22 protein-coding genes and 2 tRNA genes are annotated in these 26,209 nt (G+C 71.3%); 16 read left to right on the plus strand and 8 right to left on the minus strand.

All coding sequences use genetic code 11. From position 1 onward, the window contains the following. Positions 1–59 precede the first annotated feature (59 nt). The 4 genes from HJD23_RS28145 to HJD23_RS28160 form a co-directional block, all read right to left on the minus strand. Positions 60–2,264 carry a trypsin-like serine protease gene (locus HJD23_RS28145; protein WP_171107443.1) on the minus strand — a complete coding sequence of 735 codons (2,205 nt, stop codon included), beginning with the start codon at positions 2,262–2,264 and terminating at the stop codon, positions 60–62. A gap of 82 nt (positions 2,265–2,346) precedes the next feature. After that, complete coding sequence (locus HJD23_RS28150; RefSeq protein WP_197973509.1) at positions 2,347–2,889, minus strand: hypothetical protein; 543 nt, start codon at positions 2,887–2,889, stop codon at positions 2,347–2,349. A gap of 162 nt (positions 2,890–3,051) precedes the next feature. Then, entirely contained in the window at positions 3,052–3,447 is a 396-nt protein-coding gene (locus HJD23_RS28155; RefSeq protein WP_171107445.1) for a hypothetical protein, read from the minus strand. Positions 3,448–3,511: 64 nt separating this feature from the next. Further along, a complete protein-coding gene (locus HJD23_RS28160) occupies positions 3,512–6,964 on the minus strand; it encodes an ALF repeat-containing protein (RefSeq protein WP_171134086.1) in 3,453 nt (1,150 codons plus the stop codon). A 421-nt stretch (positions 6,965–7,385) separates the two neighbouring features. Between HJD23_RS28160 and proB the strand changes: the two genes are divergently transcribed. The 5 genes from proB (at position 7,386) to HJD23_RS28185 (ending at position 12,359) form a co-directional block, all read left to right on the plus strand. Further along, positions 7,386–8,546 (plus strand): glutamate 5-kinase, encoded by a 1,161-nt coding sequence (proB, locus tag HJD23_RS28165; RefSeq protein WP_171118580.1) that lies wholly within the window; start codon positions 7,386–7,388, stop codon positions 8,544–8,546. A gap of 136 nt (positions 8,547–8,682) precedes the next feature. Then, positions 8,683–9,144 (plus strand): hypothetical protein, encoded by a 462-nt coding sequence (locus HJD23_RS28170; RefSeq protein WP_171112420.1) that lies wholly within the window; start codon positions 8,683–8,685, stop codon positions 9,142–9,144. A gap of 72 nt (positions 9,145–9,216) precedes the next feature. Further along, on the plus strand, positions 9,217–10,503 hold the full coding sequence (locus tag HJD23_RS28175) for a glutamate-5-semialdehyde dehydrogenase (protein WP_171112418.1): 1,287 nt from the start codon (positions 9,217–9,219) through the stop codon (positions 10,501–10,503). A gap of 74 nt (positions 10,504–10,577) precedes the next feature. Beyond that, a complete protein-coding gene (locus tag HJD23_RS28180; RefSeq protein ID WP_171112416.1) occupies positions 10,578–11,177 on the plus strand; it encodes a hypothetical protein in 600 nt (199 codons plus the stop codon). A 111-nt stretch (positions 11,178–11,288) separates the two neighbouring features. Beyond that, on the plus strand, positions 11,289–12,359 hold the full coding sequence (locus HJD23_RS28185) for a hypothetical protein (RefSeq protein ID WP_171112415.1): 1,071 nt from the start codon (positions 11,289–11,291) through the stop codon (positions 12,357–12,359). 46 nt (positions 12,360–12,405) lie between these two features. On the opposite strand, the gene HJD23_RS28190 is transcribed toward HJD23_RS28185, so the two are convergent. Further along, positions 12,406–13,533 (minus strand): M48 family metallopeptidase, encoded by a 1,128-nt coding sequence (locus HJD23_RS28190; RefSeq protein ID WP_171118578.1) that lies wholly within the window; start codon positions 13,531–13,533, stop codon positions 12,406–12,408. A 125-nt stretch (positions 13,534–13,658) separates the two neighbouring features. On the opposite strand from HJD23_RS28190, the gene HJD23_RS28195 reads away from it, so the two are divergent. The 9 genes from HJD23_RS28195 (at position 13,659) to HJD23_RS28235 (ending at position 18,431) form a co-directional block, all read left to right on the plus strand. Then, positions 13,659–13,808, plus strand: coding sequence for a hypothetical protein (locus HJD23_RS28195; protein WP_167529619.1), 150 nt, complete (start codon positions 13,659–13,661; stop codon positions 13,806–13,808). Between the two features lie 111 nt (positions 13,809–13,919). Continuing rightward, positions 13,920–14,081: a hypothetical protein gene (locus HJD23_RS28200; protein ID WP_171112413.1), complete on the plus strand. Its 162-nt coding sequence runs from the start codon at positions 13,920–13,922 to the stop codon at positions 14,079–14,081. A gap of 43 nt (positions 14,082–14,124) precedes the next feature. Further along, positions 14,125–14,751 carry a nicotinate-nucleotide adenylyltransferase gene (nadD, locus tag HJD23_RS28205; RefSeq protein WP_171112411.1) on the plus strand — a complete coding sequence of 209 codons (627 nt, stop codon included), beginning with the start codon at positions 14,125–14,127 and terminating at the stop codon, positions 14,749–14,751. A gap of 16 nt (positions 14,752–14,767) precedes the next feature. Then, the gene (locus HJD23_RS28210; protein ID WP_171112409.1) at positions 14,768–16,438 is read left to right on the plus strand and encodes an LCP family protein; all 1,671 of its coding nucleotides are present in this window, start codon (positions 14,768–14,770) and stop codon (positions 16,436–16,438) included. 68 nt (positions 16,439–16,506) lie between these two features. After that, positions 16,507–16,953: a ribosome silencing factor gene (gene rsfS, locus HJD23_RS28215; protein ID WP_171112407.1), complete on the plus strand. Its 447-nt coding sequence runs from the start codon at positions 16,507–16,509 to the stop codon at positions 16,951–16,953. Then, positions 16,944–17,621 (plus strand): histidine phosphatase family protein, encoded by a 678-nt coding sequence (locus HJD23_RS28220; protein ID WP_171118576.1) that lies wholly within the window; start codon positions 16,944–16,946, stop codon positions 17,619–17,621. Before rsfS ends, HJD23_RS28220 begins: the two co-directional genes overlap by 10 nt. Before the next feature lie 118 nt (positions 17,622–17,739). Next, positions 17,740–17,812: transfer RNA gene (locus HJD23_RS28225), tRNA-Ala, on the plus strand. 205 nt (positions 17,813–18,017) lie between these two features. Then, positions 18,018–18,194: a hypothetical protein gene (locus HJD23_RS28230; RefSeq protein WP_141310671.1), complete on the plus strand. Its 177-nt coding sequence runs from the start codon at positions 18,018–18,020 to the stop codon at positions 18,192–18,194. Between the two features lie 3 nt (positions 18,195–18,197). After that, entirely contained in the window at positions 18,198–18,431 is a 234-nt protein-coding gene (locus HJD23_RS28235; RefSeq protein ID WP_003976229.1) for a hypothetical protein, read from the plus strand. Here HJD23_RS28235 and HJD23_RS28240 read toward each other — a convergent pair. Then, the gene (locus tag HJD23_RS28240) at positions 18,410–19,564 is read right to left on the minus strand and encodes a glycosyltransferase 87 family protein (RefSeq protein WP_171118574.1); all 1,155 of its coding nucleotides are present in this window, start codon (positions 19,562–19,564) and stop codon (positions 18,410–18,412) included. The genes HJD23_RS28235 and HJD23_RS28240 overlap by 22 nt on opposite strands. A gap of 149 nt (positions 19,565–19,713) precedes the next feature. On the opposite strand from HJD23_RS28240, the gene HJD23_RS28245 reads away from it, so the two are divergent. Then, positions 19,714–19,786: transfer RNA gene (locus tag HJD23_RS28245), tRNA-Ala, on the plus strand. A gap of 160 nt (positions 19,787–19,946) precedes the next feature. Here the strand turns inward: HJD23_RS28245 and HJD23_RS28250 are convergent. Continuing rightward, entirely contained in the window at positions 19,947–21,557 is a 1,611-nt protein-coding gene (locus tag HJD23_RS28250; protein ID WP_171112405.1) for an NADH-quinone oxidoreductase subunit NuoF family protein, read from the minus strand. Beyond that, positions 21,554–22,798: a ferric reductase-like transmembrane domain-containing protein gene (locus tag HJD23_RS28255; RefSeq protein WP_240980835.1), complete on the minus strand. Its 1,245-nt coding sequence runs from the start codon at positions 22,796–22,798 to the stop codon at positions 21,554–21,556. Before HJD23_RS28255 ends, HJD23_RS28250 begins: the two co-directional genes overlap by 4 nt. A gap of 435 nt (positions 22,799–23,233) precedes the next feature. On the opposite strand from HJD23_RS28255, the gene leuS reads away from it, so the two are divergent. Further along, positions 23,234–26,146: a leucine--tRNA ligase gene (gene leuS / locus HJD23_RS28260; RefSeq protein ID WP_171112401.1), complete on the plus strand. Its 2,913-nt coding sequence runs from the start codon at positions 23,234–23,236 to the stop codon at positions 26,144–26,146. The last annotated feature ends 63 nt before the right edge of the window (positions 26,147–26,209 follow it).

Genomic DNA, 26,209 nt, shown 5'->3' on the forward strand with positions numbered 1-26,209 from the left:
CGAAGGGGGGCTTCCCCGGCCCGAAGGCCGGGGAAGCCCCCCTTTGCTGTCGGGTCCGGCTAGCGGACCACGTAGCCGAAGCGGCCGCCGGTGGCCGGCAGACCACCCTGGCCGGGCTGGTAGGTGGTGATCGCGGCGTTCGAACCGCCGGCGGTCACGTTGGACAGCGGCAGGGCGTAGACCGTGCCGTAGCTGCCCGGACCGTACGGCATGCCCACGTACAGCTTGGTGCCGGTGTAGTGCATGCTCCGGCCGAGGTGCTGGTCGGCGCCCGCGGGGCCCGGGATGCCGGAGTTGCCGGCCTCGATCCAGCGGTTGTTCGTGTCGCGCGAGCCGAGCAGCGAGAAGGTGGTGATCGCGCCGGCCTTCGCCGTCGTGCCGACGGCCTCGTCCGTGATGCCGACGGCCAGCTTCATCGTCGCGGTGGTGCTCACCGCACGCGGTGCCGTGTTCACCGCGACCAGGTTCTGGCCGAAGCGGTCACCGGCCTCGGAGGTGCCGGGGACGGCGTCGGAAGAGGTGCCGGAGTAGTACGTGCTCAGCTGCTTGTACGTCCCCGCAGCGGTGACCTCGAACGTGATGACGTTGCCGGCGTCGGTCTTGTTGACACCGTCGATGTCCAGGTCCTCACCGGGAGCGCCGACCGCGAGGATCGAGTGGGTGGCGGCCGCCGCTCCGGACGGGCGGTAGGGGACCAGGGCCAGGGACCTGCCGAACTGGTCGCCCGCCTCGGCTGCGCCGGCGACGGTGTCCAGGTCCTGGTCGAGACCGAACAGCGGGGTGGGCCGCTTCTCCGAGTTGAGCCGGTGGCTGAAGACCGCCAGGTTGCCGGCGCCCGCGTCGGAGCCGATGGCCTCGTTCGGGGCGCCGATGGCGATGTGGTTGGCGTCGGCCGCGACGACGGCGCCGAAGCCGTCGTTCGCCTCCACCCCGCCCGGCACGCCCGTGCTGTCCTGGCTTACGGCGATGTTGGTGTCGCCGTGCACGTAGAAGGCCATGCCCGCCTTCGCGGTCGAGCCGATCGCCTCGCCCGGCGAGCCGATCACCACGAACGGCGCGCCCGCGGCGGTGGTGCCCGCGGCGACGGCCTGGCCGGTGCGGTCACCGGTCTCGGGAGTGGAGTTCTTGAAGGAGCCGTTGCCGGCGCCCTGCTCGAAGTGGGTGTTCTTGACCGCCCCGGTGCCGACGCCGCCCCGCGCACCGTACAGAATGTCGACCATGCCGGCGTCGGCGACGCTGCCCAGGTCCTCGGACGGCGTGCCGACGACCAGGTCGGTGCAGCCGTCCTCGTTGTAGTCGACGGTGTCGACGGCCTCGCCGAACCAGTCGCCGGCCTCCGAGCCGCCCGGCACCCAGTCGAGGTCCTGGTGGAACTCGGCGGTGCCCTTCCCGCCGCCGTAGACCACCCGGACGACACCCGCTCCGTCGTCGCCGCCGACGCTCGCCTTCGGGTCGGAGATGGCGATGTCCTCGACGCCGTCGCAGTTGAAGTCGGCGATGGGCAGGGCGCCGACGGTGGACGTCACCCAGGAGCTCAGGTCGTCGACGCGGGCGGCGATGCCGCCGGTACGGGTCTCAGTGCTGTCGATGCCGAAGCAACCGCCCTGGTACGAGCGGCTGTTGAGGGCCACCAGCTGCGGGGTGCCGCTGGTCGTGCGCACCACCGGACCGCCGGTGTCGCCCATGCAGGCGGCCGCGCCGTCCTTGCCGGTGAAGGTGGCCGTGGTGGCGTCGGCGGCGTCCACCGTCAGCGCGCCGGTGTGCAGCTTCAGCGGCGCCCACTCGGTCTTGGTGCGCCCGTATCCGGCGAACTTCAGTTCCTCGCCCGCGGCGGGCGCGGTGCCGGCCACGGCGACGGGGGCGACGTTGGTGACCGGCCGGTTCAGACGGGCCAGGACGACGTCGCGGTCGGCGCGCGGCACGAGCTGCACCACCTCGCGCACGGCTCCGTCGGAACCGCTCAGGTCGGAACGGCCGATGGTGGCGGTCGTGCGCTTCGCGGGCTTGCCCGCGGGCACCGACAGGCTCGTCGCCGGGTCGTCGGCGAAGCAGCTCGCCGCGGTCAGCAGCCAGTCGGAGGCGACCAGCACGCCGGAGCAGCCGCGATCGTGGTCACCGACGATGATCTGCGCGGTGTAGCTGAAGGAGGTGTCGGTGGCCGGCGTGCCGGTCACCGCTGACGCGGGCGCGGCGCACAGCGCGACCGGGCCGACGGCCAGGGCCGCGACGAGTGCCGCAAGGCGCACGTGTCTGGTGTGTCGCATGATGTGATTCCTTGGACTCGAAGGTCTGCCGGGCCGGCGGCCCTGGGCAGCCTGGGAAATGCCGACGGGGTTGCGCCCAGCGCTACTTGGAGGTCCTGATCTCCACGAGCATGAACTCGCGGCCCTGTTCGTCGGCGCTCTCGCCGACCGCGGTCCAGCTGTTCTTGTCGACGTCGAAGGACTTCTCCTCGGTGCCGGTGGTCATGTCCACCTGCGTGGTGTAGTCGTTGCCCCTGATGCCGTAGACGGAGGGGATCTCCAGGGTCAGCCAGCCGGAAGAGCCGGTCACCTGGAAGCAGATCTTGTCCTTGCTCCGCGCCCAGATCTCGAGCTGTCCGGTACCGCTCACGCAGTCGGCGAGCGTGATGTGGCCGTCGCCGCGCTTGAGGACGATGTTCTTCTCCGCGAGGATCTTGTCCGCCTGCGGGTAGTTGAAGTCCTCCACGCCGTAGCCGGGGGCTTCGCCCGCGACGGGCGCGACCGCCGGTGCGTCCGCGGCCCCGGTGGCGGAGGTACCGGCCGGGACGGCGAGCCAGGTCAGTACGCCGGCCACTGCCGCGGCCAGCAGGGTGCCGGTGATTCTTCTGCGTTGCGGCTTTTCCGCGATTGCGCTGAGCGCCTTCATTGAACTCCTATGAGTCGATTCCATGAACGCCGGGGACGGCAGCAGTCGGCATGGAATGAGAATTCTCAGAAATGCGCATGGCCATAAAACTGCCCCCCCAGGCCTTGTTTCCTTTTTATCAAAGCCGGAATGATTGTGTCACGCGATGAAAAAGAGTGCCGATCAGCCGCCGTTCTTTACGCCCACCGCCCAGACGGCACCGATCACCACCAGCATGACCGTCATGGAGCTGCAGATCCAGACGGTCACGACCCGGCTGCTCTTTGTCCCCGGATCCTCGACCCACCGGTAGTAGTCGCGCGTGATGCGGCCCCGGACGGGGGCCAGCATGACCGGGAACATGAGCATGGTCGCCGCGTAGAGGAAGAGAGCGGCGGCCGGGATCTGGCTTTCGGCGAGGCCGCGCGTTCCGACACCGGCGATGCCGATGACCGGAAGCCAGAACATCTTTTTGCGGTACTTGGGTATCTGGATGATCCACTGCATGGCGGCGAGATTGACCAGGGTGGCACCAATCGCAATCAGAATCCAGGCACCTGTGGACAGTGACAGAAACATACAGGGCCTCCCGGTCGGAACCTCGTCATTCTTTCATATCCGGTTCCGACCCCGAGTGCGGCGTCTAGAAGAGGGAGTCCCACCCGTCGGAGATGGCGCCTCCGATGCCGGATGCGACGTCACCGGCCTTGTCCCACGACGTGGTCGCGAAAGTGACCGCGGGACCCACCATTTCGTGCCCGATCCGCGAGGCGATCACGGTGCCGCTCTTCAGGCCCTGGGCGCCCCACTCGATGGCCTGGGACACGCCCGGGAGCTTGATCTTGCCGAGCGCGAAGCCGCCCGTGAGAGCGCCGACCGCGAGCCCGGCGACGGAGCCGAAGAACGCGTCGGACGTCCATCCGTCGGTGAACCCGGTGATGACGGCCGAACCGATGCCCGTCACCCACGAGATGGTGCCCGCCACTCCGGCGATGGCCTGACCGGCGGGCGGCGGAACGAGCAGGCTGAACGCGGCGACGGTTCCGGAGACGGCGCTGATCGCGTTGAGTGCCTGCGCGACGTCGCGCCAGTCGTCCTTGCTGCCCCAGCCCTCGGGGTTGTCGACTTTGTCGTTGTCGCTGGTGTCGGACGGGTCGACCCCGTTCTGCTGGTTCTCCTTCGCCGCCTGTGCGGCCGCGCGCGCGGCCGCGGCCAGTTCCTCCTGCCGCTTGGCGGCGGCGGTCCTGCGGGCCTCGGAGGCGGCCTGTGCGGCGGCTGCCGCGTCCTGCCCGGCCTCGTAGGCGGACTGGCGTGCGGCGTTCGCCGACGCCTGCGCCTGGCCGGCCGACTGCACGGCGGCAGCGGCGGAGGCCACGGCCTGGTTGGCGGAGTAGTTCGCCCGCCGTGCGGCGCCGCGCGCGGCGGCGGCCGCGGTCTTCGCCTTGTTCGCGGACGCCTGTGCGTCCTGCGCGGACCGTTCGGCGGCGTCCGCGTTCGCGTCGGCTTCCGTGGCGTAGTCGGCGGCCCTGTCGGCGGAGGCCTGGGCCTTGTCCGCCCACTGCGCCGCCTCGGCGGCCGCCTGGCGTGCCTCGGCCGCGGCCTTGGACGCCTCGTAGGCGTCCTTCTGCGCCTCCTGGGCGATCTTCGCCGCGTGGGCGATGGACGCGCGGACGGCGGCGACGTGCGAGCTCCAGTCGTAGTCGAGCTGCGCGGCGCGGTGGTGCACGGTGGTGACGAAGTCACGGCGCAGCCACGACGGCCCCTCCAGCGCCACCTGTGCGGCCGCCTTGGTGTACGGACCGGCGGTGTCGAGGATGGACAGGACGGCGACCTGGTCGTCCTCGACGACCTTGTCGGCGTAGCCGAGGAAGAAGCCGTGCAGGGCCTTGGCCGAGCCGTCGTCCAGGGCGGCCTGTGCCGCGGCCCTGACGGCGCTGCCGGGGTTGTCGTCGAGGATGCGGAGGATGGCGACCCGGTTGTCCGCCGCCGCGGCTTCCAGGACGCCGGTGGTCAGGAAGTCGCCCACGGCCTTCGCGCCGTCCGCGGCCAACGCCGTGCCGGCGGCGTCGGCGACGGCTTCGGTGGACACCTTCGCCAGGGCGAGGACGGTTTCCCGGTCGTCCTGGGTCTGCGCGATCTGCCGGTCGGTGGAGACCCAGGCCAGCACGTCCTCGTCGACTCCGGCGAGGGCGTACTCGGCGGCGCTCCGGCTCCAGGTGCCGATGGTCGTGGAGATCAGGTTCATCGCGGCCCGGCGGCCGACGGTGACGGCCTGGGCGGTGTCGCCGGAGGAGTACGCGGCCTCGGCCGTGGCGATGAGGTCCTTGGTCGCGGCGTCCAGGGCGTCGGCCTGGGTGGCTGCCGTGCGGGCCGCCTGCCGGTCCGCCGCCTCCGCCTGCGCCAGCTCCCGGGCCTCGGCGAGTGACTGCTCGGTTTCCTCCGCCAGCTTCCGGGCCTCGGAGTCGCGGGCCGCCTGCTCCACGGCCTGGGCGTCCTCGACCGCCGTCGCCGCCGCTTCGGCGGCCTGCACCGACTCGGCGGCCCAAGCGGTGGCCTTCTTGGCGTAGTCGGCCGCCTGTCCGGCGGCGTCCGCGGCCTCGTCGGCCGCCCTCGCCGCGTTGTCGGCGTGCGTGGCGGCGGAGTTGGCCGCGTCCCGTGCGGAACGCGCCGCCTGCGCGGCGGTGTTGGCCAGGGACTGAGCGGTGTTCGCGGCCTTGGTGGCGCGGGCCGCCTGCGCGTCGGCCTCGGCGGCGGCGGCCTTGGCGCGGGCCGCCTCCGACTGGGCGGCACCCGCCGCCTGGGCGGCCACGGCGGCGGAGTTGGCCGCGGCGGCCGCGTTGCGCGCCGCGCCCGCCGCGGCGGATCCGGCCGCTGCCGCCTGGCTGGAGGCGGTCGCCGCCGCGTCGGCCGCCGCGGCCGCCGTCCGGGCCTTGGCGGCCGCGTTGCGCGCGCCCTCCGCGGCGCTCCGTGCGGCCTGGGCCTTGGTGGCGTCATTGGCTGCCGCGATGGCGGCCGAGTAGGCGGCGGAGGCGGCTCGTCCGGCGGTCGCCGCGGCCTGGGCGGCGGCGGTGGCGGCCAGCGCCGCGCGGCGAGCGGCGTTGTGCGCGGCGGAGGAGGCCTGGATGGCGGTGCGGGCGGCGGAGGCGGCGCCCTGGGCGGCGGAGGCGGCCTTGCGGGCGGCCGCGCCGGACTTGGCGACGTCGTCGCGGGCCGCGTCCGCCTCGGCGGCGGCCTTCTCTGCCGCTTCCTTCGCCTTCTCGGCTGCTTCCTGCGCCTTGTCCGAGGCGGCGACGGCGCGGTCGGAGGTCAGCTGGGCCCGCTTGCCCTCGCGTTCCACGATCGCCACCAACTGGTCGATGGTGGCGCTCTCGTGGTCCCGCGCCCGCGCGATGTGCTGACCGGTGTTCAGGAACCAGCTGATCGCGGACGGCGAACCGTCGTCCAGGGCGCGCACGGCGTACTTCTCCACCTCGGGGGAGGCGGTGGCGAGGATGCGGAAGACCTCTGCCCGCTCGTCCTCCTGGCGCGCGGTGACCTGGGTGTCCAGCAGGAACAGCGACAGGGCGTCGCTGGTGCCGTCGGTGAGCGCCTTCTGCGCCTCCCGCCGGATCGCCCTGCCACCGCTGTTCATGATGGCCAGGGTGGTGACGCGGAGGTCCTCCAGCTCGGCGGTCCGGTATCCACCGGCCAGGAAGTCGGCGATGGCCTCGTCGCCGCCGTCGAGCGCGGCGGAGGCGTCGCGGGCCGTGCCCTTGCCGCTGGCGGGCAGTGCCTTGAGCAGGGCGAGGCGGTTGTCCTCGGCGGTGGCCTGCGCCAGTCCCCCGGACAGGAAGCTGTCGATGTCGGTGCCGGTGCCGGTCAGCGCCTGCGCGGCCACTCTCTTGACGGTGCGTCCGCCGATCTTCCAGGCGGTGACGGCCTTCGCCCGAGCGGTGTCGGGAAGTTCGGGGAGCCTGGGCAGATCCGTTCCGGCCGTGGTCGTGGCCGCGGTGGCGGCCAGGGCGCGGGAGGGCGCCGAGAGAGGGATCGCGGTCGCCGCCGTGGCCGCCCCGACGGCGGTGAGGACGCGACGTCTGCTCCAGTACGTGGTGTCCAAGGAATCCCCCCTTGTGGTCGAACGTGGTGCATCCGGGGCGCGTGCGAACGGTCAGCAGGGGTGCACGCATCCGCCCGATGCCTGCGTGAACCTATGTACGACCAGGAGAAGTTGACCAGTCGTCAGGCGTGTACGGAGCTCATGAGAAAACCCACACCGGTCGGTATGGCCGCATTCGCCGGAATGCTCCCGAGTGATCAGTTGCGCATGCAGCGTGCGCATGTTCTGATCATTTGTTTACGTCGTGGACGCAAGCCGTTTCCGTCGTCCTCGGCTTCCGTTCAGAGGAGCGGTGCGGCCCACCCCGCTGTACCGGACCTGCTCCGCCGCTCGTCCGCGTACTGGAACGACTGCGCGGTGACCCTCCCCCGTCGCGTAGATTCGGCACGTGGACAGCAAGATGGCAGGGGCAAGGCAGGCCGTGCGCGAGGCCCGCAGGATCGTCGTCAAGGTGGGTTCCTCGTCGCTGACCACCGCCTCCGGCGGGCTGGACGCGGACCGGGTGGACGCGCTCGTCGACGTACTCGCCAAGTCCCGAAAGATGGAGGCGGCCCGAAGGGCCTCGGTTGAGGGTGGTGGTGGGAGACGGGCGGGCGGGGGAGAGAAGGAGATCGTGCTGGTCTCCTCGGGCGCCATCGCCGCCGGACTCGCCCCGCTGGGCCTGCGCCGCCGCCCCAAGGACCTCGCCCGCCAGCAGGCCGCCGCCAGCGTCGGCCAGGGCCTGCTGGTCGCCCGCTACACCGCCTCCTTCGCCCGCTACGGCGTCCGCGTCGGCCAGGTGCTGCTCACCTCCGACGACATGAGCCGCCGCGCCCACCACCGCAACGCCTCCCGCACCCTGGACAAGCTCCTGGCCATGGGCGCCCTCCCGGTCGTCAACGAGAACGACACCGTCGCCACCGACGAGATCCGCTTCGGCGACAACGACCGGCTCGCCGCGCTCGTCGCCCACCTCGTCCGCGCCGACCTGCTGGTCCTGCTCTCCGACGTGGACGGCGTGTACGACGGCGACCCCAGCAGGCCCGGCACCTCGCGGATCACCGAGGTGCGCGGGCCCGCGGATCTCTCCGGTGTCGAGATCGGCAGCGCCGGGAAGGCGGGCGTCGGCACCGGCGGCATGGTCACCAAGGTCGAGGCCGCCCGGATCGCCGCCGCCGCGGGCATCCCCGTCGTCCTCACCAGCGCGATCCACGCCGCCGACGCGCTCGCCGGCCAGGACACCGGCACGTACTTCCACGCCACCGGCAAGCGCTCCGCCGACCGGCTGCTGTGGCTCCAGCACGCCTCCGCGCCGCAGGGGGCGCTGACGCTGGACGACGGTGCCGTGCGCGCGGTCGTGGAGCGCCGCACGTCGCTGCTGCCGGCCGGGATCGCCGCCGTCGAGGGCGAGTTCAGCGCGGGCGACCCGGTCGAACTGCGCGACGGCAGCGGGCACGCCGTGGCGCGCGGGCTGGTCAACTTCGACGCCAAGGAGATCCCGCAGCTGATCGGCCGCTCCACCCGGGAGCTGGCGCGGGATCTGGGCCCGGCGTACGAGCGCGAGGTCGTCCACCGGGACGATCTGGTGATCCTGCACCACTGAGAGAACCCGGCGGGCGGCCGAAAACGGGGGGAACGCCCCGCAAAAGCCCCCGCCCTGAGGTGGACGTTCCGCAAAACCGCCCCGCGATCCCCCGGGGGCCTGCTCAACTTTGTGCAGAGGCACGCACTGGCACTGCATGAAGGAGGCCGCCGTGAGACGAGTGCGCCCTGGGGCAGCGTCCCGCGCGGCAGGTACCGAGCGCGCCCTCACGAGCGTCGCCGCCGGTGACCGCTACACGGGCGAGGAGCCCGAGGACCTGCCCCGGCTGTGGCACATCACCCTCAGCGTCTCCGGCGAGGCGGCCCCGCTGAAGGAGGTCCGGCGCGCCCTGGAACAGCTCGCCCACGACCACCCCTTCCTGCTGACCAGCAGATACGCCGACGACCACGCGGAGATCCGGTACTGGGAGGAGGCCCGCGACCTGCACGACGCGGCCGCCGTCGCGCTGCGGCTGTGGGGCGAGCACCGGCAGAGTGCCGGACTCCCGCCCTGGGAGATCGTCGGCCTGGAGGTCATCGACCGGGCCACCTACCACCAGCGCATCTCCGAGGGCTACGGCCCACCGCCGGCGTCCCCCGTGGGCGTCCACCCCTTTTGAGGGCCTTGCGCGCTTGTCTCGGGGTTTGGGATGCCCGACGGACCGGCCCGTGCGGCGCACTACCCTTCCCTCATGACCACGCTTTCGCCGTACGACTCCATGACCCCGGTCACCCGCGCCGCCTACCGCGCCAAGGCCGCCGCCGCCGACCTCGCGCCGCTGCCCCGGGCCGTGAAGGACGACGCGCTGCTCGCCATCGCGGACGCGCTGGAGGTCCGTGCGAGCGAAATCGTCGAGGCCAACGCCAAGGATGTGGCCAGGGCGCGGGAGGCCGGCACCAGCGAGGCCATCGTCGACCGGCTGACCCTCACCCCGGAGCGGGTCCGGGCCATCGCCTCCGACGTGCGTGACGTCGTCGCGCTGCCCGACCCGGTCGGCGAGGTCGTGCGCGGCTCGACCCTGCCCAACGGCATCGACCTGCGCCAGGTCCGCGTCCCGCTGGGCGTCGTCGGAATCATCTACGAGGCCCGCCCGAACGTCACCGTCGACGCCGCCGCGCTCTGCCTGAAGTCCGGCAACGCCGTGCTGCTGCGCGGCTCGGCCTCCGCGTACGAGTCGAACACCGCCCTCGTCCGGGTGATCCGCGACGCCGTCGGCGGCGCCGGGCTGCCCGCCGACGCCGTGCAGCTGGTGCCCGGCGAGAGCCGCGAGAGCGTGCGCGAGCTGATGCGCGCCCGGGGCCTGGTCGACGTACTGATTCCGCGCGGCGGGGCCTCGCTGATCCGGACGGTGGTGCAGGAGTCCACGGTCCCGGTGATCGAGACCGGCACCGGCAACTGCCATGTCTACGTCGACGCCCACGCCGACCTCGACACGGCGATCGAGATCCTGATCAACTCCAAGGCCCAGCGGGTCAGCGTCTGCAACGCCGCCGAGACGCTGCTGGTCCACCAGGACATCGCCGCCCGGTTCCTGCCGCGCGCCCTGGACGCCCTCGCGGAGGCCGGGGTGACCGTGCACGCCGACGAGCGGGTGATGGCGTACGCCAAGGACAGCAAGGCGACCGTCGTCGAGGCGACCGCCGAGGACTGGGAGACGGAGTACCTGTCGTACGACATCGCCGCCGCGGTGGTGGACTCGCTGGACAAGGCCGTCGAGCACATCCGGCTGTGGACCTCCGGCCACACCGAGGCCATCGTCACGACCTCCCAGCAGGCCGCCCGCCGCTTCACCCAGCTGGTGGACTCCACGACGGTCGCGGTGAACGCCTCGACCCGTTTCACGGACGGCGGCCAGTTCGGCTTCGGCGCCGAGATCGGCATCTCCACGCAGAAGCTGCACGCCCGCGGCCCGATGGGGCTGCCCGAGCTGACCAGCACGAAGTACATCGTCACCGGGGACGGGCACGTACGGCGCTGAGGCGCACGACCCCGGCGCGTGCCGCTGGGAGATGTTGCGAGCAGGCGGATGAATTTCCATACCGTCTGCCCAAATTGACCCCCCAGGTCTACTCTGGACGGGTGCCGGAGGACGTGGGGGGCACGCCGTTCCCTGACGGCTGGGAGCCCGACGACGACCACGACCGCGGGGTGTCGGACGAAGAGTTCGCCTCCGTGGTCTTCGACGAGGCCTTCGTACGGGCGGCCGTGGTGCACGAGCCGACCGCCGTCGAACGCCTCCTGGCCGCCGCGCAGGCCAGAGCCGAGGCCTCCGAGGCGGAGGCCCGCCGGGCGCGCGGCAGGCGCGAGCGGTACGACGACGCATACGGCCCCGACGATCAGGGCGGTTTCGGCCACGACCCGGACCTCGACGACCTGGACGACTCCGACGTCCTCGACGACCGCGACCGGCCGGGGCCGTACGGAAAACAGGTCCGCTGGCACCGCCCGGTCGCCTGGGTGCTCGCCCTGGTGATGGGCATCGGCATGGTCGCGCTGGCCTTCGCCGCGGTCTACCGGGGCGCCTCGTCCAGCCGTCAGGACCAGGTCCCGCCGCCCGCCTCGACCGGCCTGGAGCACGGTACGTCGGCGGCGCCCTCCGCCTCCGCCGACTACTCCCAGCCGGCCGTCTCGGCGGTCCCGCGCACCCCTTGAACGGCCGGTTCCGCACCCCCGGGCAGAGGCTCACGAACCTGGTGAGTACCTGTCAGAAGTTGTCGCGCAGCAGGGCGTTTACCGGAGCTTGCGGCGACCTACTCTGAAGATATGGGCGGGCCTGGAGACCCACCTGAGGGGACACCCGACGGCGCCCCCAACGGTGCGGACGACGAATACCGATCCGTCGTGTTCGACGAGTCGTTCGTCCGCGCTGCCCGCCTCCAGGAGTTCTCCGCGCAGGAGCGCCTGGCCGACCACGCGCCCGCCGTACGCCGCCGCCCGCCCATGCGCCGGGGCCTGCCCCGGCAGGCGCTGATCCTGGTCCTGCTGATCGCCGTCGCCTTCGGCACCGCGATCTACATGGGCGTACGGCACCCGTACCAGACCCCGCAGGCCGGCCGGTCCGTCGAACCGCTGCGGATGACCGTCATCCCGCTCGCTCCGCACGGCAACGTGCCTGGCGCCACCGACGTCGAACGGCTGTACGCCAGCAGCCCGGCCGCCCAGTTCCGCATCGGCGCCGAGGGCATACCGCTGCCGGCCGCCCGGCGCACCCCGCACTTCTCGGACGCCCAGGTCGTCACCGCCCTGACCACCGCCAAGGACTACCTCGTCCGCTCCTCGCTCTACCCCGAGGTGCTCACCGGCGGGCAGGTCAGGCCGGTGCGCGTGCTGCTCGACCCGCAGCAACTCAACCAGTTCGACCGGAGCTTCGACCAGCCGACCGCCGACGGCCGGCACGCCCCCACCGGCTGGCTGGTGCGCTTCGACCCGAGCCGCGTCGAGCTGGCCGACCGCGCGATCCGGGTGCAGGGCTCGCTGGAGCCCACCGAGGCCGACCCGTCCACTCTTGAGGTCACCACCGACCACACGTTCGTATACGCGCTGCGACCGGCCGGCGCCGACGAGACGGCCGAGGCGTCCCTGTTCACCGTCCGGCGCGAGCTGCACTTCCGCTTCGACCGCGACGACCTGCGGCTGCACCAGGCCGAGCTGGTCGCCTCGTCCCTCCAGGCCGGACCGCTGTCCTGCGCCGAGGACACCACCGACCAGCTGCGCCCGCTGCTCGCCGGTCAGACCCCCAAGGCGGGCGGCCCCGCCGGCACGGACCCGTACGCACCCCAGGGCACGGCGGCACTGTGCGGGACGCTGGCGGACAACGCCCAGCCGAAGGCGTGAGCGCCCAGCCGAAGTCGTGTGCGGGCCGGGCCCCCGCCGGTCGGCTTCAGTCCTCGTCGCGCGGCGGCTGGTCCTTGGGCGACGAGCCTGCCGATCCTGCCGACCCCGACGTACCGGCGGACCCCGCCCCACCCCCCGCGAAGCTGCCGAACCCCCGCCGCACCCGGCTGCCCAGGTCTCCCGCGCCACCCGCTATGTCCGTCACCAGCTTCATCAGCGGGTCCTTGCTGCTGCGCACCTGCCCCGCATAGCTCGAAGCCGACTCGCGGAAGGAGTCGGTGACCGAGGTCTCCTTGTCCTCGCCGCGCCGCGGGTAGTGGCCGTCCATGATCCGCTGGTAGTCGCGCGACGCCGCCCACTTCTTCAGCTCGGCCGCGCGGATCGTGGCGAAGGGGTGGGAGCGGGGCAGCACGTTGAGGATCTTCAGCACGGAGTCGCGCAGATCGCCGCCGGCCTCGTACTCGTCGGCCTGCTCCAGGAACGCGTCCACGTTCATCTCGTGCAGATGGTTGCCGCCGGCGATCTTCATCAGCCCGCGCATCGAGGCCTGGAGGTCCTGCCCGACCAGCAGGCCCGCGCGGTCGGCGGACAGCTCCGACTTGCGGAACCACTCGCGCAGCGCGGTCACGATCGCCATGATCGCGACATTGCCGAGCGGTATCCAGGCGACCCTCAGGGCCAGGTTGGTCAGGAACAGCAGGATCGTGCGGTACACGGAGTGGCCGGACAGGGCGTGGCCGACCTCGTGGCCGATCACCGCCCGCATCTCCTCCTCGTCGAGCAGCTCGACGAGCCCCGTGGTCACGACGATGATCGGCTCGTCCAGGCCGACGCACATCGCGTTGGGCTGCGGGTCCTGGTTGACGTACATCGGCGGGACCTTCTCCAGGTCCAGGATGTAACAGGCGTCCCGCAGCATGTCGTTGAGGTGGGTGAACTGCCGGTCCGAGACGCGCACCGAGTCGGACAGGAACAGCAGCCTCAGGCTGCGCTCGGGCAGCAGGCCGCTGAGGGCCTTGAAGACCGTGTCGAAGCCGCTCAGCTTGCGCAGCGCGACCAGGGCGGAGCGGTCGGCCGGGTGCTCGTACGCACGCGAGGAGATCTCCGGGAAGCGCCTGCGCTGCCTGCTCGGCACGTTCTCGTGCCCGCTCTGCTGGTGGCCGTCGTCGGACATGTCGTCCCCCATGTGCGTCGGTGTGCCCTGGTGTGCTCTTTGCGCTTTCTTGTACGCCCCCGAAGCAAGACCCAGCCTAGGCGGAGATACCGTGGACGGGCAGTACGACGAAGGAGTCCCGCGCCATGGAGCACATCGCCGCGATCGACTGGCTCAGCGCCGCTCAACAGCAAGGGGCGGGGAATCTCCTGCGGGTCGTGCTGATCGTGATGGTGGTGGGTTGTGTGCTGACCGCCTGGTTCCTGCTTCGGGGTTACAGGCGGAAGGACGACTGACGGCCCGGGAAGGTTGCTCGACGGCGGGAGTCGGGGTGAGCGCGGCCGAGGCGCCCGCTTACGATGAGCCGACGTCTTTATCCCGCCCACACGCGATAGGTCCTGCCGAAGATGAGCTTCCACAGCGCCGCCCAGTTGGTCACCCTCGCCGCCGAGGGCCAGGAGCACGGCGGCAACCACGAGAGCCTCAGCCCCCTGCTCACCGGCGGTGGCGCGTTCATCGCCCTGATGCTGCTGCTGTGGATCACCACCCGCTTCAACCGCGACCGCTAGGGCAGGTCCTGGTCCACAGGCCGGGCCGGTAGGGTCTGCACGCATGGGAGAGCAGGACATGCCTACCGGCCCGTCGACGCCGGCCAAGCGCCGCCTCGGCGTCATGGGCGGGACGTTCGACCCGATCCATCACGGGCACCTGGTGGCGGCCAGCGAGGTCGCCGCGCAGTTCCACCTCGACGAGGTCGTGTTCGTACCGACCGGGCAGCCGTGGCAGAAGACCCACCGCCAGGTCTCCCCGGCCGAGGACCGGTATCTGATGACGGTCATCGCGACCGCCGAGAACCCGCAGTTCTCCGTGAGCCGTATCGACATCGACCGCGGCGGCCCCACCTACACCGTGGACACCCTGCGTGACCTGCGCGCCCTCAACCCCGACACGGACCTGTTCTTCATCACCGGCGCCGACGCCCTCGCCCAGATCCTGACCTGGCGGGACAGCGAGGAACTGTTCTCCCTCGCGCACTTCATCGGGGTCACCCGGCCCGGCCACCACCTCAGCGACGCCGGGCTTCCGAAGGGCGGTGTCTCGCTGGTCGAGGTTCCCGCCCTCGCCATCTCCTCCACGGACTGCCGTGCGAGAGTCGCCAAGGGCGACCCGGTCTGGTATCTGGTGCCGGACGGAGTCGTGCGCTACATCGCCAAGCGACAGCTGTACCGCGGCGAGTGAGCCGAGAGGGGCACCGGTGAACGACCGATACGACGCGGAGGCCGCAGGATACGGCGCCGACCAGTACGAACTCGTCGGCTACGACGAGTACGGCCGGCCGGTGTACCGGCAGATCCCGGCCCAGCAGCCGTACGACCCCTACGCGCAGCAGCAGGGCTACGGGTACGACCCGTACGCCACCGGCCAGCAGCAGCCGGTGCCCCCGTACGACCCCTACGGGACCGGTCAGCAGCCACCGGTGACCTCGTACGACGCCTACGACCCCTACGGGCAGACCGCCACCAGCGGGCAGCAGCCGCGTGTCGCCGAGCAGACCGCGTACATCCCGCAGCAGCCGCGCCCGGCCGAGCACGAGCAGCGCCAGGAGCCCGTACGGCAGGCCCCCGACGCCGGGGACGGCCGCCAGGACCGCGACTACCGGACGGAACAGTTCGCCTTCGTCGAGGAGCCCGACCAGGACTCCGAGGACGTGATCGACTGGCTGAAGTTCACCGAGAACCGCACCGAGCGCCGCGAGGAGGCCAAGCGCCGCGCCCGCAGCCGCCTGATGGCCCTGGTCGTGGTGCTGGCGCTGGTCGCGGCCGGCGGGGTGGGTTACCTCTGGTACGCCGGGAAACTGCCGGGTCTGTCCTCCTCCGAGGACACCAAGGGCGGTACGACGTCCACGGCCGCGCAGAAGCGGGAGGTGATCGTCGTACACCTGCACGACACCAAGAAGGGCGGCACCTCCACGGCGCTGCTCGTCGACAACACCACCACCAAGCAGGGCACCACCGTCCTGCTGCCCAACTCGCTCGCGATGTCCGGCGACGACGGTACGACGACGCTGGCCAAGTCGGTCGAGGACGACGGCTCCTCCGGCACCCGCGAGGCCCTGGACACCGTCCTCGGCACATCCATCCAGGGCACCTGGCGCCTGGACACCCCCTACCTGCAGAACCTCGTCGACCTCGTCGGCAACATCGAGATCGACACCAACGCCGACGTCCCCGACCCGGACACCAAGAAGAAGGGCGAGGCGCCGCTGGTCAACAAGGGCAAGAGCCAGACCCTCAGCGGCAAGATGGCGGTCGCCTACGCCACGTACCGCGCCTCCGGAGAGGCCCAGAACGCCCAGCTGGAGCGGTTCGGGCAGGTCATGCAGGGCGTGCTGCGCAAGATGTCGTCCGACGCGCAGGCCGCCGCCACCACCGTGCAGACGCTGGCGCAGATCCTCGACCCGTCGCTCACCGACAAGGACCTCGGCACCTTCCTCGCCAAGCTGTCCGACCTCGCCAAGAGCGGCGACTACAAGACCGCCATGCTGCCCGTCCAGGACGACGGCACCCTCAGCGCCGAGGCGAGCGCCGGCGTGGTCAAGGACGTCCTCGGCGGTACCGCGAAGAGCCCCGACCAGGGCGCGGCCGTCCGGGTCTCGGTGCAGAACGCCAGCGGTGTGAAGGACAACACGGAGAAGGCACGCGTGGTGCTCCTCAACGGCGGGTTCACCTTCCTGGGGGGCGGCACGAGCAGCCCCCGGTCCGCGTCCGAGGTCACCTACGCGGACGCCGCCGACAAGGAGAACGCCACCGAGGTCGCCAAGACCCTGGGACTGCCGGAGAGCGCGGTCACCAAGGGCGAGGTCTCCGCCAACGCCAACGTCTCCGTGATCCTCGGCCAGGACTACGAGCCGGCCTCCGCCGGGTAATGCGTGGGGCGCCGTCGGCGGTCCGTGAGACCCTTGGAGACAAGTGACCGCCGACGGAAAGCCATGTAGTGACCGCAACCGACCGTTCTCTTGAGCTCATCAACACCGCGGCCCAGGCGGCCGCCGACAAGCTCGCTCACGACGTCATCGCCTACGACGTGAGCGATGTGCTGTCGATCACGGATGCCTTCCTGCTGGCGTCCGCGCCCAACGACCGCCAGGTCAAGTCGATCGTCGACGAGATCGAGGAACGGCTCCAGAAGGAGTTCGGCGCCAAGCCGGTGCGCCGCGAGGGCGACCGCGAGGCCCGCTGGGTCCTGCTCGACTACGTCGACATCGTCGTGCACGTGCAGCACAGCGAGGAGCGGGTCTTCTACGCCCTGGAGCGGCTGTGGAAGGACTGCCCCGAGATCGAGCTGCCCGCCGACGCCAAGGCCACCCGCGGCAAGGCCGAGGAGCACGCCAAGCTGCAGGCAGCCGAGGAGGCCGCCGAGACGGGCGGTGACTGGCGGTGAGCGCCACCGGTGAGGTGACCGCGGCCAAAGCGGGCCGCGGCCGCCGCGTCATCCTGTGGCGGCACGGGCAGACGTCCTGGAACGTGGAGCGTCGCTTCCAGGGCACCACGGACGTCGAGCTCACCGAGACCGGCGTCGCCCAGGCCCGCCGCGCCGCCCGCCTGCTCGCCTCCCTCAAGCCCGACGCGATCATCTCCTCCGACCTCAGGCGGGCCGCCAACACGGCCGCCGAGCTGGCCGCGCTCACCGGCCTGGAGGTCAACCGCGACGAAGGCCTGCGGGAGACGTACGCGGGCGTCTGGCAGGGCCTGACGCACGAGGAGATCATCACCCGGTACGGCGAGGAGTACGCCGCGTGGAAGCGCGGGGAGCCGGTGCGCCGTGGCGGTGGCGAGCTGGAGTCCGAGGTCGCCGACCGCGCCGCCCCGATCGTGCTGCGGCACGCCGAGAAGCTGCCAGAGGAGGGCACCCTGGTCGTCGTCAGTCACGGCGGCACCATCCGCACCACCATTGGTCGCCTCCTCGGCCTGGAGGCCCGCCATTGGGAGAGCCTCGGCGGCCTTTCCAACTGCTGCTGGTCCGTCCTCGGCGAGGGCGCCCGCGGCTGGCGGCTGCTGGAGCACAACGCCGGCACCCTGCCGGAGCCGGTGCTCGGCGACGACGACTGAGACCCGCCCCGGGGGCCGTACCCCGGATTTCACTTTCCGGCAGGTCGCAGGCTAAAGTTCTTCTTGTTCGCCCCGCCGAGCGGGGCGAAACACCATGCGGCCCCGCCGCGTGGCACCAGGGGCTATAGCTCAGTTGGTAGAGCGCCTGCATGGCATGCAGGAGGTCAGGAGTTCAATTCTCCTTAGCTCCACGGACGAATCCCGTCCCCTTCAGGGGGGCGGGATTTTTCGTCGTCACGCGTTTGAGCACTCGTGGCCCGACAGGCGTATACCTCTGTGGAGACGCCCAGGCCTGCCGTGTCCGGACTGGTACCGAGGCGTCGCTGACCGTATTGGTCCGGTCGTGGCAGAATCAAACGGCCGGAAGGGGGCGCGGCCCGACGGGAGGGAGTAGCGATGCCTGCGAGCATCCTCAGGGAGGTCGGCCACCTCCTTGGCGAAGCGGCGTTGATACGGGACACGACCACCCGGCTCAGCTGCCCTTCCTGCGGCTCCGCGCATGTCGCCCAGGTGCTCGGCGACAACGGCGGGATCTCCTACGTGTGCACGGCCTGCGGCCACAGCTGGAGCTGATCGATGGGTGCACACAGGCGGAAGTGCGACTGGTGCGGCAGCGGTACGCCGATCGTCCGCGACATGGAACCGGTGAACCCCGACTACCAGTACTGGTGCGAGGAATGCGCACGGGCGCTGATCATAAAGGGCGACCCGATCGAGACATACCGTGAGCTGGAGGGTGAGCCGATCTACGGCCGGCTCCTGGAAGAGCACTGCACGCTCAAGCGGTTCTATTCGTTCGTGACCGCCTGACGCCCCCGCGCGGAGGCCGCGGCGAGCGCCAGGACGAGGCAGCCGGTGGCCGCGTAGAGGCCCGACAGCGCGAACTCGATCGGGTTCTGGTGCAGTTCGGGCCTGCCGGGGGCGTGCGGCACCCACCACAGGGCGTACGAGCAGAACACCAGGAGCGTGCCGGCGGCGGCCGCGCGACGGGCGCGCGCCGCCAGGAGCAGGACGAGCGGCACGCACCACACCCAGTGGTGCGACCAGGACACCGGGCTGACGAGCAGTGCCGTGACCGCGCAGCAGACCACCGCCCAGGCCCGCTCCCCGCGCAACTCCGCCCGCACCGCCACCGCCAGCCCCACGGCGGTCACCAGGGCCGCCACGGCGGTCCAGAGGGCGCCCGGGTCGGGGGTGTGCAGCAGGCGGGCCAGGACGCCGCGCAGCGCCTGGTTGGCGGTCTCCTCGGCGTGCCCGGCGCGGTCCGTCCGGAACACCACGTCGGTCCAGAACCGCCAGGAGTCGTACGGCAGGACGGCCGCCGCGAGCAGCGTCGCCCAGACGAAGCTGCCGGCCGCCACGCGCGCGTGCCGCAGCCAAGGGCCCTTGCGGTGCCTTCGGTACGCCACGACGCCGGTGGCGAGCAGGAAGACGGCGAACAGCGCGGGGGTCAGTTTCACGGCGGCCGCGAGGCCGATGCCCACGCCCGCCCAGCGGTCGCCCGGACGCCGGGAGAGGTCCCACAGGACGAGCACGGCGAGCAGCAGGTTGACCTGGCCGTAGCGCAGGGTCGTCCACACCGGCTCGCACCACACGACCACCGCCGAGGCCCACCAGGCGGTCTCCACGCGCGCGTGCCCGACGATCCGCAGGGAGAGCCGCACGAACACCACCAGGAGCGCGAGGTTCCCGGCCGTGGCCAGCGTGCGCAGGGATCCCGTGTCGAGGAGCGTGAGGGGGGTGAACAGCAGCGCGGCGAAGGGCGGGTAGGTCGCGGGCAGTTGGGCGGCGGTGGCGCGCAGGGCGTACAGGTCGCCGCCCGCACGTACGGTGGCGCCCTCGGCCCGGTACACCAGCAGGTCGATCATCGAGACGTGCGCGGCCCGCTGGGCGATCCAGAACGCCGCGAAGGAGAGCAGGCACGCGCCCAGGGCGACGGGCATCCGGCGGTGGACTGCGGTGGACGTGATCACGGTCACGAGGGCCGACCATAGCGGTCGTACCGGGGCAGAAGGGAAACGATTTGGTGGAGCACCCGCTCGACCGTGTAATGTTGGCGTCGCCGCCGGGGAAGCCCGGCGGACCACAACAAGGGGCTATAGCTCAGTTGGTAGAGCGCCTGCATGGCATGCAGGAGGTCAGGAGTTCAATTCTCCTTAGCTCCACAAGTGCGAGGGCGACCTGTTCCGCGGAGAGCGCGGACCGGGTCGCCCTTGTCGTGTTCTGCGCGGCTGCGCCGCGCGTGGCGAGGGCCTTGCCACCCGCACCCGCGTGTACGCGAGTTGACGGGGCCACCCTCAAGGGGAATGGCCCCGTTTTCTCGTGTCAGCGGCCGAGGGAACGGCGGCCGCGGCCCTGGGAGAGGACCGGGAGGTTGTTGCGGGTCGGCGCCCGATCCGCCTGCTCCTCGATGCGCAGGGCGAGGGCCGGGCAGCGGCGCACCGCGCGCATGGCCTTGTCCTCGGCGAAGCGGGGGACGGGGGCCTGGGCGACGGTCGGGAAGCCGTCGGCGCCGAGTTCGAAGACCTCCGGGAGGATGTCGGCGCACAGGCCGTGGCCCCGGCACAGCGTCCAGTCGACGTAGATCTTCTGACGGCTGGGGCCGTTCTCCCCGGCCTCGCCGCCGCCCGGGATGCCCGTGGGGGCCCTGCCGCCCTCGAAGAGCGGCAGCACGCCCTGCACGGGCCGTCCGCAGCCGTTTCCGAGGACGTGGGCCGCCAGGTCGTCCGTGAACGCCTTGACGGTCGATTCCAGGAACATCGCGGAGCCGTCGGGGTGCGAGCACGCGCCGCGCCGCTTCACGTTCTTGGCGACCTGCTTGAGCGCCTCCAGGGCGGCCGGGCCACCGCCGTTGAGGATGTCCTCCAGGCCGCGCGCGGCGGCCGGCAGGCCGAGGTAGCACGGGCCGCACTGTCCGGCGCTCTCCTCCGCCAGCCACTTGGCCACCTGCAACGCCTCGCCCAGCGGGCAGGTCTCCTGGCTGATCGGGAGGATCGCGCCGGCGCCCAGCGAACCGCCCACGGCGTCCAGCGAGTTGCGGGAGACGATCGCCTCGTTGACCGTCGCCGCGTCGATCCACTTGCCGTGGTAGCCGCCGGTCAGCACGCCCTGGGGGACCGGCGGGGCGCCGGCGAGCTGGAGGACGTAACGCAGGGGCACGCCGGTGGGCACCTCGATGACCATGGGGCGGGCGACGGCGCCGGAGACCGTCAGCATGACGGTGCCCGGCTCGTCGTACAGGCCGGTGTTGCCGTAGCGCTCCGGGCCGATGCGGGCGGCGATGGCCAGCTGGGCGAAGGTCTCGGCGTTGGACAGCAGGGTGGGGGCGCCGCCGACGCCGCTCTGCGAGGCGCTGATCTTGCGGCCGGGCGGGATCGCCGGGCCGCCGTCGATCGAGCGGATCAGGGAGGCGGCGGCGCCGGTGACCATGCGGACCGGGTTGCGCTGCACACGCGCGCGGAGGGCCGATCGGCGGCCGTTGCTGAGGCCGCGTTCGGCGAGCGCGGCCTCCATGGAGCGCTGCGTCGACTCACGGGTGACCCCCACCACGAGCGTGCGGGCACCCAGCGCCTCCGCGCACAGCAGGGCGCCGTCCAGGATCAGGTGCGGAGCGCGGTTGATCAGCACCGTGTCCTTGCGGCAGGCCGGTTCGTCCTCGCTGCCGTTGACGACGACGACCGGCCGGACGCCGCGCTTGATCGCCGATTCGGCGACCGAGCGCAGCTTCTTGTGGAAGGGGAAACCCGCGCCGCCGCGGCCCCTGAGGTTGATGCGTTCGGCGAGCTGCGCGAGCTGCTCGCCGCCCATGGGTTCGAGTGGCCCGTGCACCTTCAGGTGCATGGGCAGGTCGAGTCTTTCGACAAGGTCGAAGCCCGACGTGAGCTGAGGAAGACCGACCACGCGGACTTCTGGTACGTCGGGCAGGGCCTCGTTCACTTATTGCCTCCGGAAGGCGTGTTCCAAGGTTCGCCCGAACCCGGCGCGTCGAAGTCGTAGGACGCACCGGGCTGTGGTGCAGTGGCGGGACCGCTGTTGTTGTACGTGTCATCCGGGTAGTACGTACCGAAGGCGGCGTTCATCTCACCGGTGTCGTACACATCACTCGACCCATAGCCGGACGCGCCGGAATTGTCATAGACCGGGATGTTGTATCCCGTGTCCTGGAGCGGGTCGTAGGCCGACGGGGGCGCCTCGCCGACCGGCGGCGGTGACGGGATCGGCCAGGAGCCGGACGTGCTCTCCACGCGCGGGAGGGCCTCCGTGGACTGGAAGTCCGGCAGCTCCATGCGCGAGGTCTGCTCGGCCGCGAGGGCCTGCTGCCGGGGGCGCGAGGGCGCCGAGACGGCGCGGTAGGCCGCCGAGAAACCGCTCACGGGCTCCGGTGCGGCAGCACGCTCGGCGGTCTCGTACAGCGGCCCCGAGGGCGAAGCCGTACGCGGCCTGCTGCCCGGCTGGTTCTCGTAGCCCGGCAGCGCGGACCCGCCCGCCGCCCGGGCCCGGCTCTCCTCCAGCTGCTCGCGGTCCGGCGCCCTCCGGGTGCCCAGCAGTGCGGTGATCCGGTCGGCGACCCGGCGCTTGACGGGGCGGGGCGCGGCGCGCAGCGCCAGAACCGCCGCGACCCCGGCCAGGGACAACCCGTACAGGACCACGGAGAACGGCTTCGCCGTGCGACCCGCGTAGAGGCCGTGGACCAGGGCCGCACACCAGGCCGGGTAGGCCAGCATGTGCATGGCCCGCCAGCGTGCGGCCACGGGTGCCGGGGACGCGAATCGGTTGCGCAGGACGCCGGTGACGCTGACGAAGATCATGAGCAGGCCGGCCAGGGTGCCGAGGCCGATGAGGACGCCCCGGCCCATGAGCTCGTCACTGTTGGTGAGGAGGAGCCCGAAAGGGATCACCACGGCGATCCAGGTGGTGTGGTCCAGCGCCAGCTTGACCCCGATGTGCACCAGGAGGAAGACGACGGCGGCGACGGCGGTGGTCCGGTGCACCGCCTGCGCCAGGATCCGTTGGCGGGCGTTGAGCAGGATCCGGTCCTGGGCGACCAGTCCCCAGATCACCGAGCAGCTGAGGCAGACGAGCGCCAGGACGCCCACGCCGAAGTCGAGGAACACCACGATCGAGGTGTCCACGGTGCTGTCGTTGGTCGTGTCCGCGACGCCGTCTGCGGTCAGCACGGCCCACCTCCCCACGGCGCGACGCGTTGCGCGAGCGGTGGGGTACTGCGGGGAGACTTCATGGGGCAACTCCGAGCGGTTCGGGAAAGCGGTCCCGGGCCGCACTCTAAGTGGCCCCATACCGATGGGTACGAGGTTTGAGTTATTGCGCTGTTATCAAACGACAATGTGCTCGCTGTGATGCCCCATAGTGGCTGTTACGCGAAGTAATTGTTGACCGGTGTTCAAGTCCGTCGCGGCCCGGTCGACGGCTGCGGTACCCTGACGCCATGCGTGCCGTACGCCTTCTGCTTAGCGGGCCGCGCTGATCAGTCCCGGCCACCGGGTGAGTCGAGTGGCCGGAGTCGGCGCGGCGTCCCCTCCTGTGCGAGGGGATTTTTCGTTTCCGAGGAATCACAGCCGCTGGCAGAGACGATCGATGGAGCTTTGAGGATCATGAGCGAGACGAACCCCGCAGCCGCCACTGGCATGTCGGTGGATGCCGCGCCGCACCGCTACACGGCCGCCATGGCAGCCCAGATCGAGGCACGCTGGCAGGACTTCTGGGACGCCGAGGGCACCTACGCGGCACCCAACCCCAAGGGCGACCTGGCGGGCGAACCCGGGATGGTCGCCAAGCCCAAGAAGTTCTTCATGGACATGTTCCCGTACCCCTCCGGCGCGGGCCTGCACGTCGGCCACCCCCTGGGCTACATCGCCACCGACGTCTACGCCCGGTTCCACCGGATGACCGGCCACAACGTCCTGCACACCCTGGGCTTCGACGCCTTCGGCCTGCCCGCCGAGCAGTACGCCGTGCAGACCGGCACGCACCCGCGCGTGTCCACCGAGGCCAACATCGAGAACATGAAGGTCCAGCTGCGCCGGCTGGGCCTGGGCCACGACAAGCGCCGGTCGTTCGCCACGATCGACCCGGACTACTACCGGTGGACCCAGTGGATCTTCCTGCAGATCTTCAACTCCTGGTACGACGACGAGGCCCGCAAGGCCCGCCCGATCGCGGACCTGATCGCCCAGTTCGTCAGCGGTGAGCGCGCGCTGCCCGGCGGGCGCTCCTGGAGCGAGCTGAGCGCCGCCGAGCGCGCCGACGTGCTGGGCGAGTACCGCCTGGCGTACGCCTCGGACGCGCCGGTCAACTGGTGCCCCGGCCTGGGCACCGTCCTGGCCAACGAGGAGGTCACCGCCGACGGCCGCTCCGAGCGCGGCAACTTCCCGGTCTTCAAGGCCAAGCTGCGCCAGTGGAACATGCGGATCACCGCCTACGCCGACCGGCTGCTGGACGACCTGGATGCGCTGGACTGGCCCGAGGCCATCAAGCTGCAGCAGCGCAACTGGATCGGCCGCTCCGAGGGCGCCCGCGTCGACTTCCCGATCGACGGCGAGCACATCACGGTCTTCACCACGCGCCCGGACACCCTGTTCGGCGCGACCTACATGGTGCTGGCACCCGAGCACCCGCTGGTCGAGAAGTTCACCCCGGCCCAGTGGCCCGACGGCACCCACCAGATGTGGACCGGCGGCCACCGGACCCCGACCGACGCCGTCGCCGCGTACCGTGCGCAGGCCGCCGCCAAGTCCGACGTGGAGCGGCAGGCCGAGGCCAAGGACAAGACCGGCGTCTTCATGGGTGCGTACGCGACCAACCCGGTCAACGGCGAGCAGATCCCGGTCTTCATCGCCGACTACGTGCTGATGGGCTACGGCACCGGCGCGATCATGGCCGTCCCGGCGCACGACAGCCGCGACTTCGCCTTCGCCCGCGCCTTCGAACTGCCGATCCGCTGCGTCGTCGAGCCCTCGACTGCATCTGACAGTGGCTCCGCCGCGGGCCGCGGGACCGACCCCTCGACCTGGGACGACGCCTTCGTGTCGTACCACGCGAAGATCGTCAACTCCTCCGGTGAGGACGTCTCCCTGGACGGCCTGGGCGTCGTCGAGGCCAAGGCGCGCATCACCGAGTGGCTGGAGCGCAAGGGCATCGGCGAGGGCACCGTCAACTTCCGGCTGCGCGACTGGCTGTTCAGCCGGCAGCGGTACTGGGGCGAGCCGTTCCCGATCGTGTACGACGAGGAGGGCATCGCCCACGCCCTGCCCGAGTCGATGCTGCCGCTGGAGCTGCCGGAGGTCGAGGACTACTCGCCGCGCACCTTCGACCCGGACGACGCCGACACCCAGCCCGAGACGCCGCTGTCGCGCAACGAGGAATGGGTCAACGTCACGCTGGACCTGGGCGACGGCCCGAAGAAGTACCGCCGCGAGACCAACACCATGCCCAACTGGGCCGGTTCCTGCTGGTACGAGCTGCGCTACCTGGACCCGCACAACTCCGAGCAGCTGGTCGACCCGGAGATCGAGCGGTACTGGATGGGCCCGCGCGAGGGCATGCCGCACGGCGGCGTCGACCTGTACGTCGGCGGCGCCGAGCACGCCGTGCTGCACCTGCTGTACGCGCGCTTCTGGTCCAAGGTGCTGTACGACCTGGGGCACGTGTCGTCCGCCGAGCCGTTCCACCGGCTGTTCAACCAGGGCATGATCCAGGCCTACGTCTACCGGGACAGCCGCGGCATCGCGGTGCCGGCCGCCGAGGTGGAGGAGCGCGACGGCGCGTACTACTACCAGGGCGAGCAGGTCAGCCGGCTGCTGGGCAAGATGGGCAAGTCCCTGAAGAACGCGGTGACTCCGGACGAGATCTGCGCCGAGTACGGGGCGGACACACTGCGGCTGTACGAGATGGCGATGGGTCCGCTGGATGTCTCCCGGCCGTGGGACACGCGCGCGGTGGTGGGCCAGTTCCGGCTGCTGCAGCGGCTGTGGCGCAACATCGTCGACGAGGCCACCGGTGCGGTGACGGTGGTCGACGCCGAGCCCGCCGACATCGACGAGGAGACGCTGCGGGCGCTGCACAAGGCGATCGACGGCGTGCGCGGGGACCTGGAGGGCATGCGGTTCAACACCGCGATCGCCAAGGTGACCGAGCTGAACAACCACCTGACCAAGGCGGGCGGGCCGGTGCCGCGGCCGGTCGCCGAGGCGCTGGTCCTGATGGTCGCGCCGCTGGCGCCGCACATCGCCGAGGAGCTGTGGCGGCGCCTGGGGCACACCGGCTCGGTGGTCCACCAGGACTTCCCCGTCGCCGACCCGGCGTACGTCGTGGACGAGACCGTGACCTGTGTGGTGCAGGTCAAGGGCAAGGTCAAGGCGCGGCTGGAGGTGTCGCCGTCGATCTCCGAGGAGGAGCTGGAGAAGGTGGCGCTGGCCGATGAGAAGGTGGTGGCGGCGCTGGGTGGGGGCGGGATCCGGAAGGTGATCGTCCGGGCGCCGAAGCTGGTGAATATCGTTCCGGCGTAGGTGTCCTTGTGGCCTTCTGATGCCGTGCTGGGGGCCTTCCGGTGCGGTGTCGGGGGTGTGTGG

Source organism: Streptomyces sp. Z423-1 (assembly GCF_013009255.1).
In the GTDB taxonomy this organism is placed as follows: Bacteria; Actinomycetota; Actinomycetes; order Streptomycetales; family Streptomycetaceae; genus Streptomyces; species Streptomyces gossypiisoli.

Bases quoted from the DNA above. Each gene is read 5' to 3' on its own strand.
- HJD23_RS28235 (WP_003976229.1), top strand. From the start codon at position 18,198: ATGGGTGCACACAGGCGGAAGTGCGACTGGTGCGGCAGCGGTACGCCG.
- HJD23_RS28150 (WP_197973509.1), bottom strand. From the start codon at position 2,889: ATGAAGGCGCTCAGCGCAATCGCGGAAAAGCCGCAACGCAGAAGAATC.
- HJD23_RS28185 (WP_171112415.1), top strand. From the start codon at position 11,289: ATGGGCGGGCCTGGAGACCCACCTGAGGGGACACCCGACGGCGCCCCC.
- HJD23_RS28155 (WP_171107445.1), bottom strand. From the start codon at position 3,447: ATGTTTCTGTCACTGTCCACAGGTGCCTGGATTCTGATTGCGATTGGT.
- HJD23_RS28145 (WP_171107443.1), bottom strand. From the start codon at position 2,264: ATGCGACACACCAGACACGTGCGCCTTGCGGCACTCGTCGCGGCCCTG.
- leuS (WP_171112401.1), top strand. From the start codon at position 23,234: ATGAGCGAGACGAACCCCGCAGCCGCCACTGGCATGTCGGTGGATGCC.
- HJD23_RS28175 (WP_171112418.1), top strand. From the start codon at position 9,217: ATGACCACGCTTTCGCCGTACGACTCCATGACCCCGGTCACCCGCGCC.
- HJD23_RS28190 (WP_171118578.1), bottom strand. From the start codon at position 13,533: ATGTCCGACGACGGCCACCAGCAGAGCGGGCACGAGAACGTGCCGAGC.
- HJD23_RS28170 (WP_171112420.1), top strand. From the start codon at position 8,683: ATGAAGGAGGCCGCCGTGAGACGAGTGCGCCCTGGGGCAGCGTCCCGC.
- HJD23_RS28230 (WP_141310671.1), top strand. From the start codon at position 18,018: ATGCCTGCGAGCATCCTCAGGGAGGTCGGCCACCTCCTTGGCGAAGCG.
- HJD23_RS28200 (WP_171112413.1), top strand. From the start codon at position 13,920: ATGAGCTTCCACAGCGCCGCCCAGTTGGTCACCCTCGCCGCCGAGGGC.
- nadD (WP_171112411.1), top strand. From the start codon at position 14,125: ATGGGAGAGCAGGACATGCCTACCGGCCCGTCGACGCCGGCCAAGCGC.
- HJD23_RS28195 (WP_167529619.1), top strand. From the start codon at position 13,659: ATGGAGCACATCGCCGCGATCGACTGGCTCAGCGCCGCTCAACAGCAA.
- HJD23_RS28240 (WP_171118574.1), bottom strand. From the start codon at position 19,564: ATGCCCGTCGCCCTGGGCGCGTGCCTGCTCTCCTTCGCGGCGTTCTGG.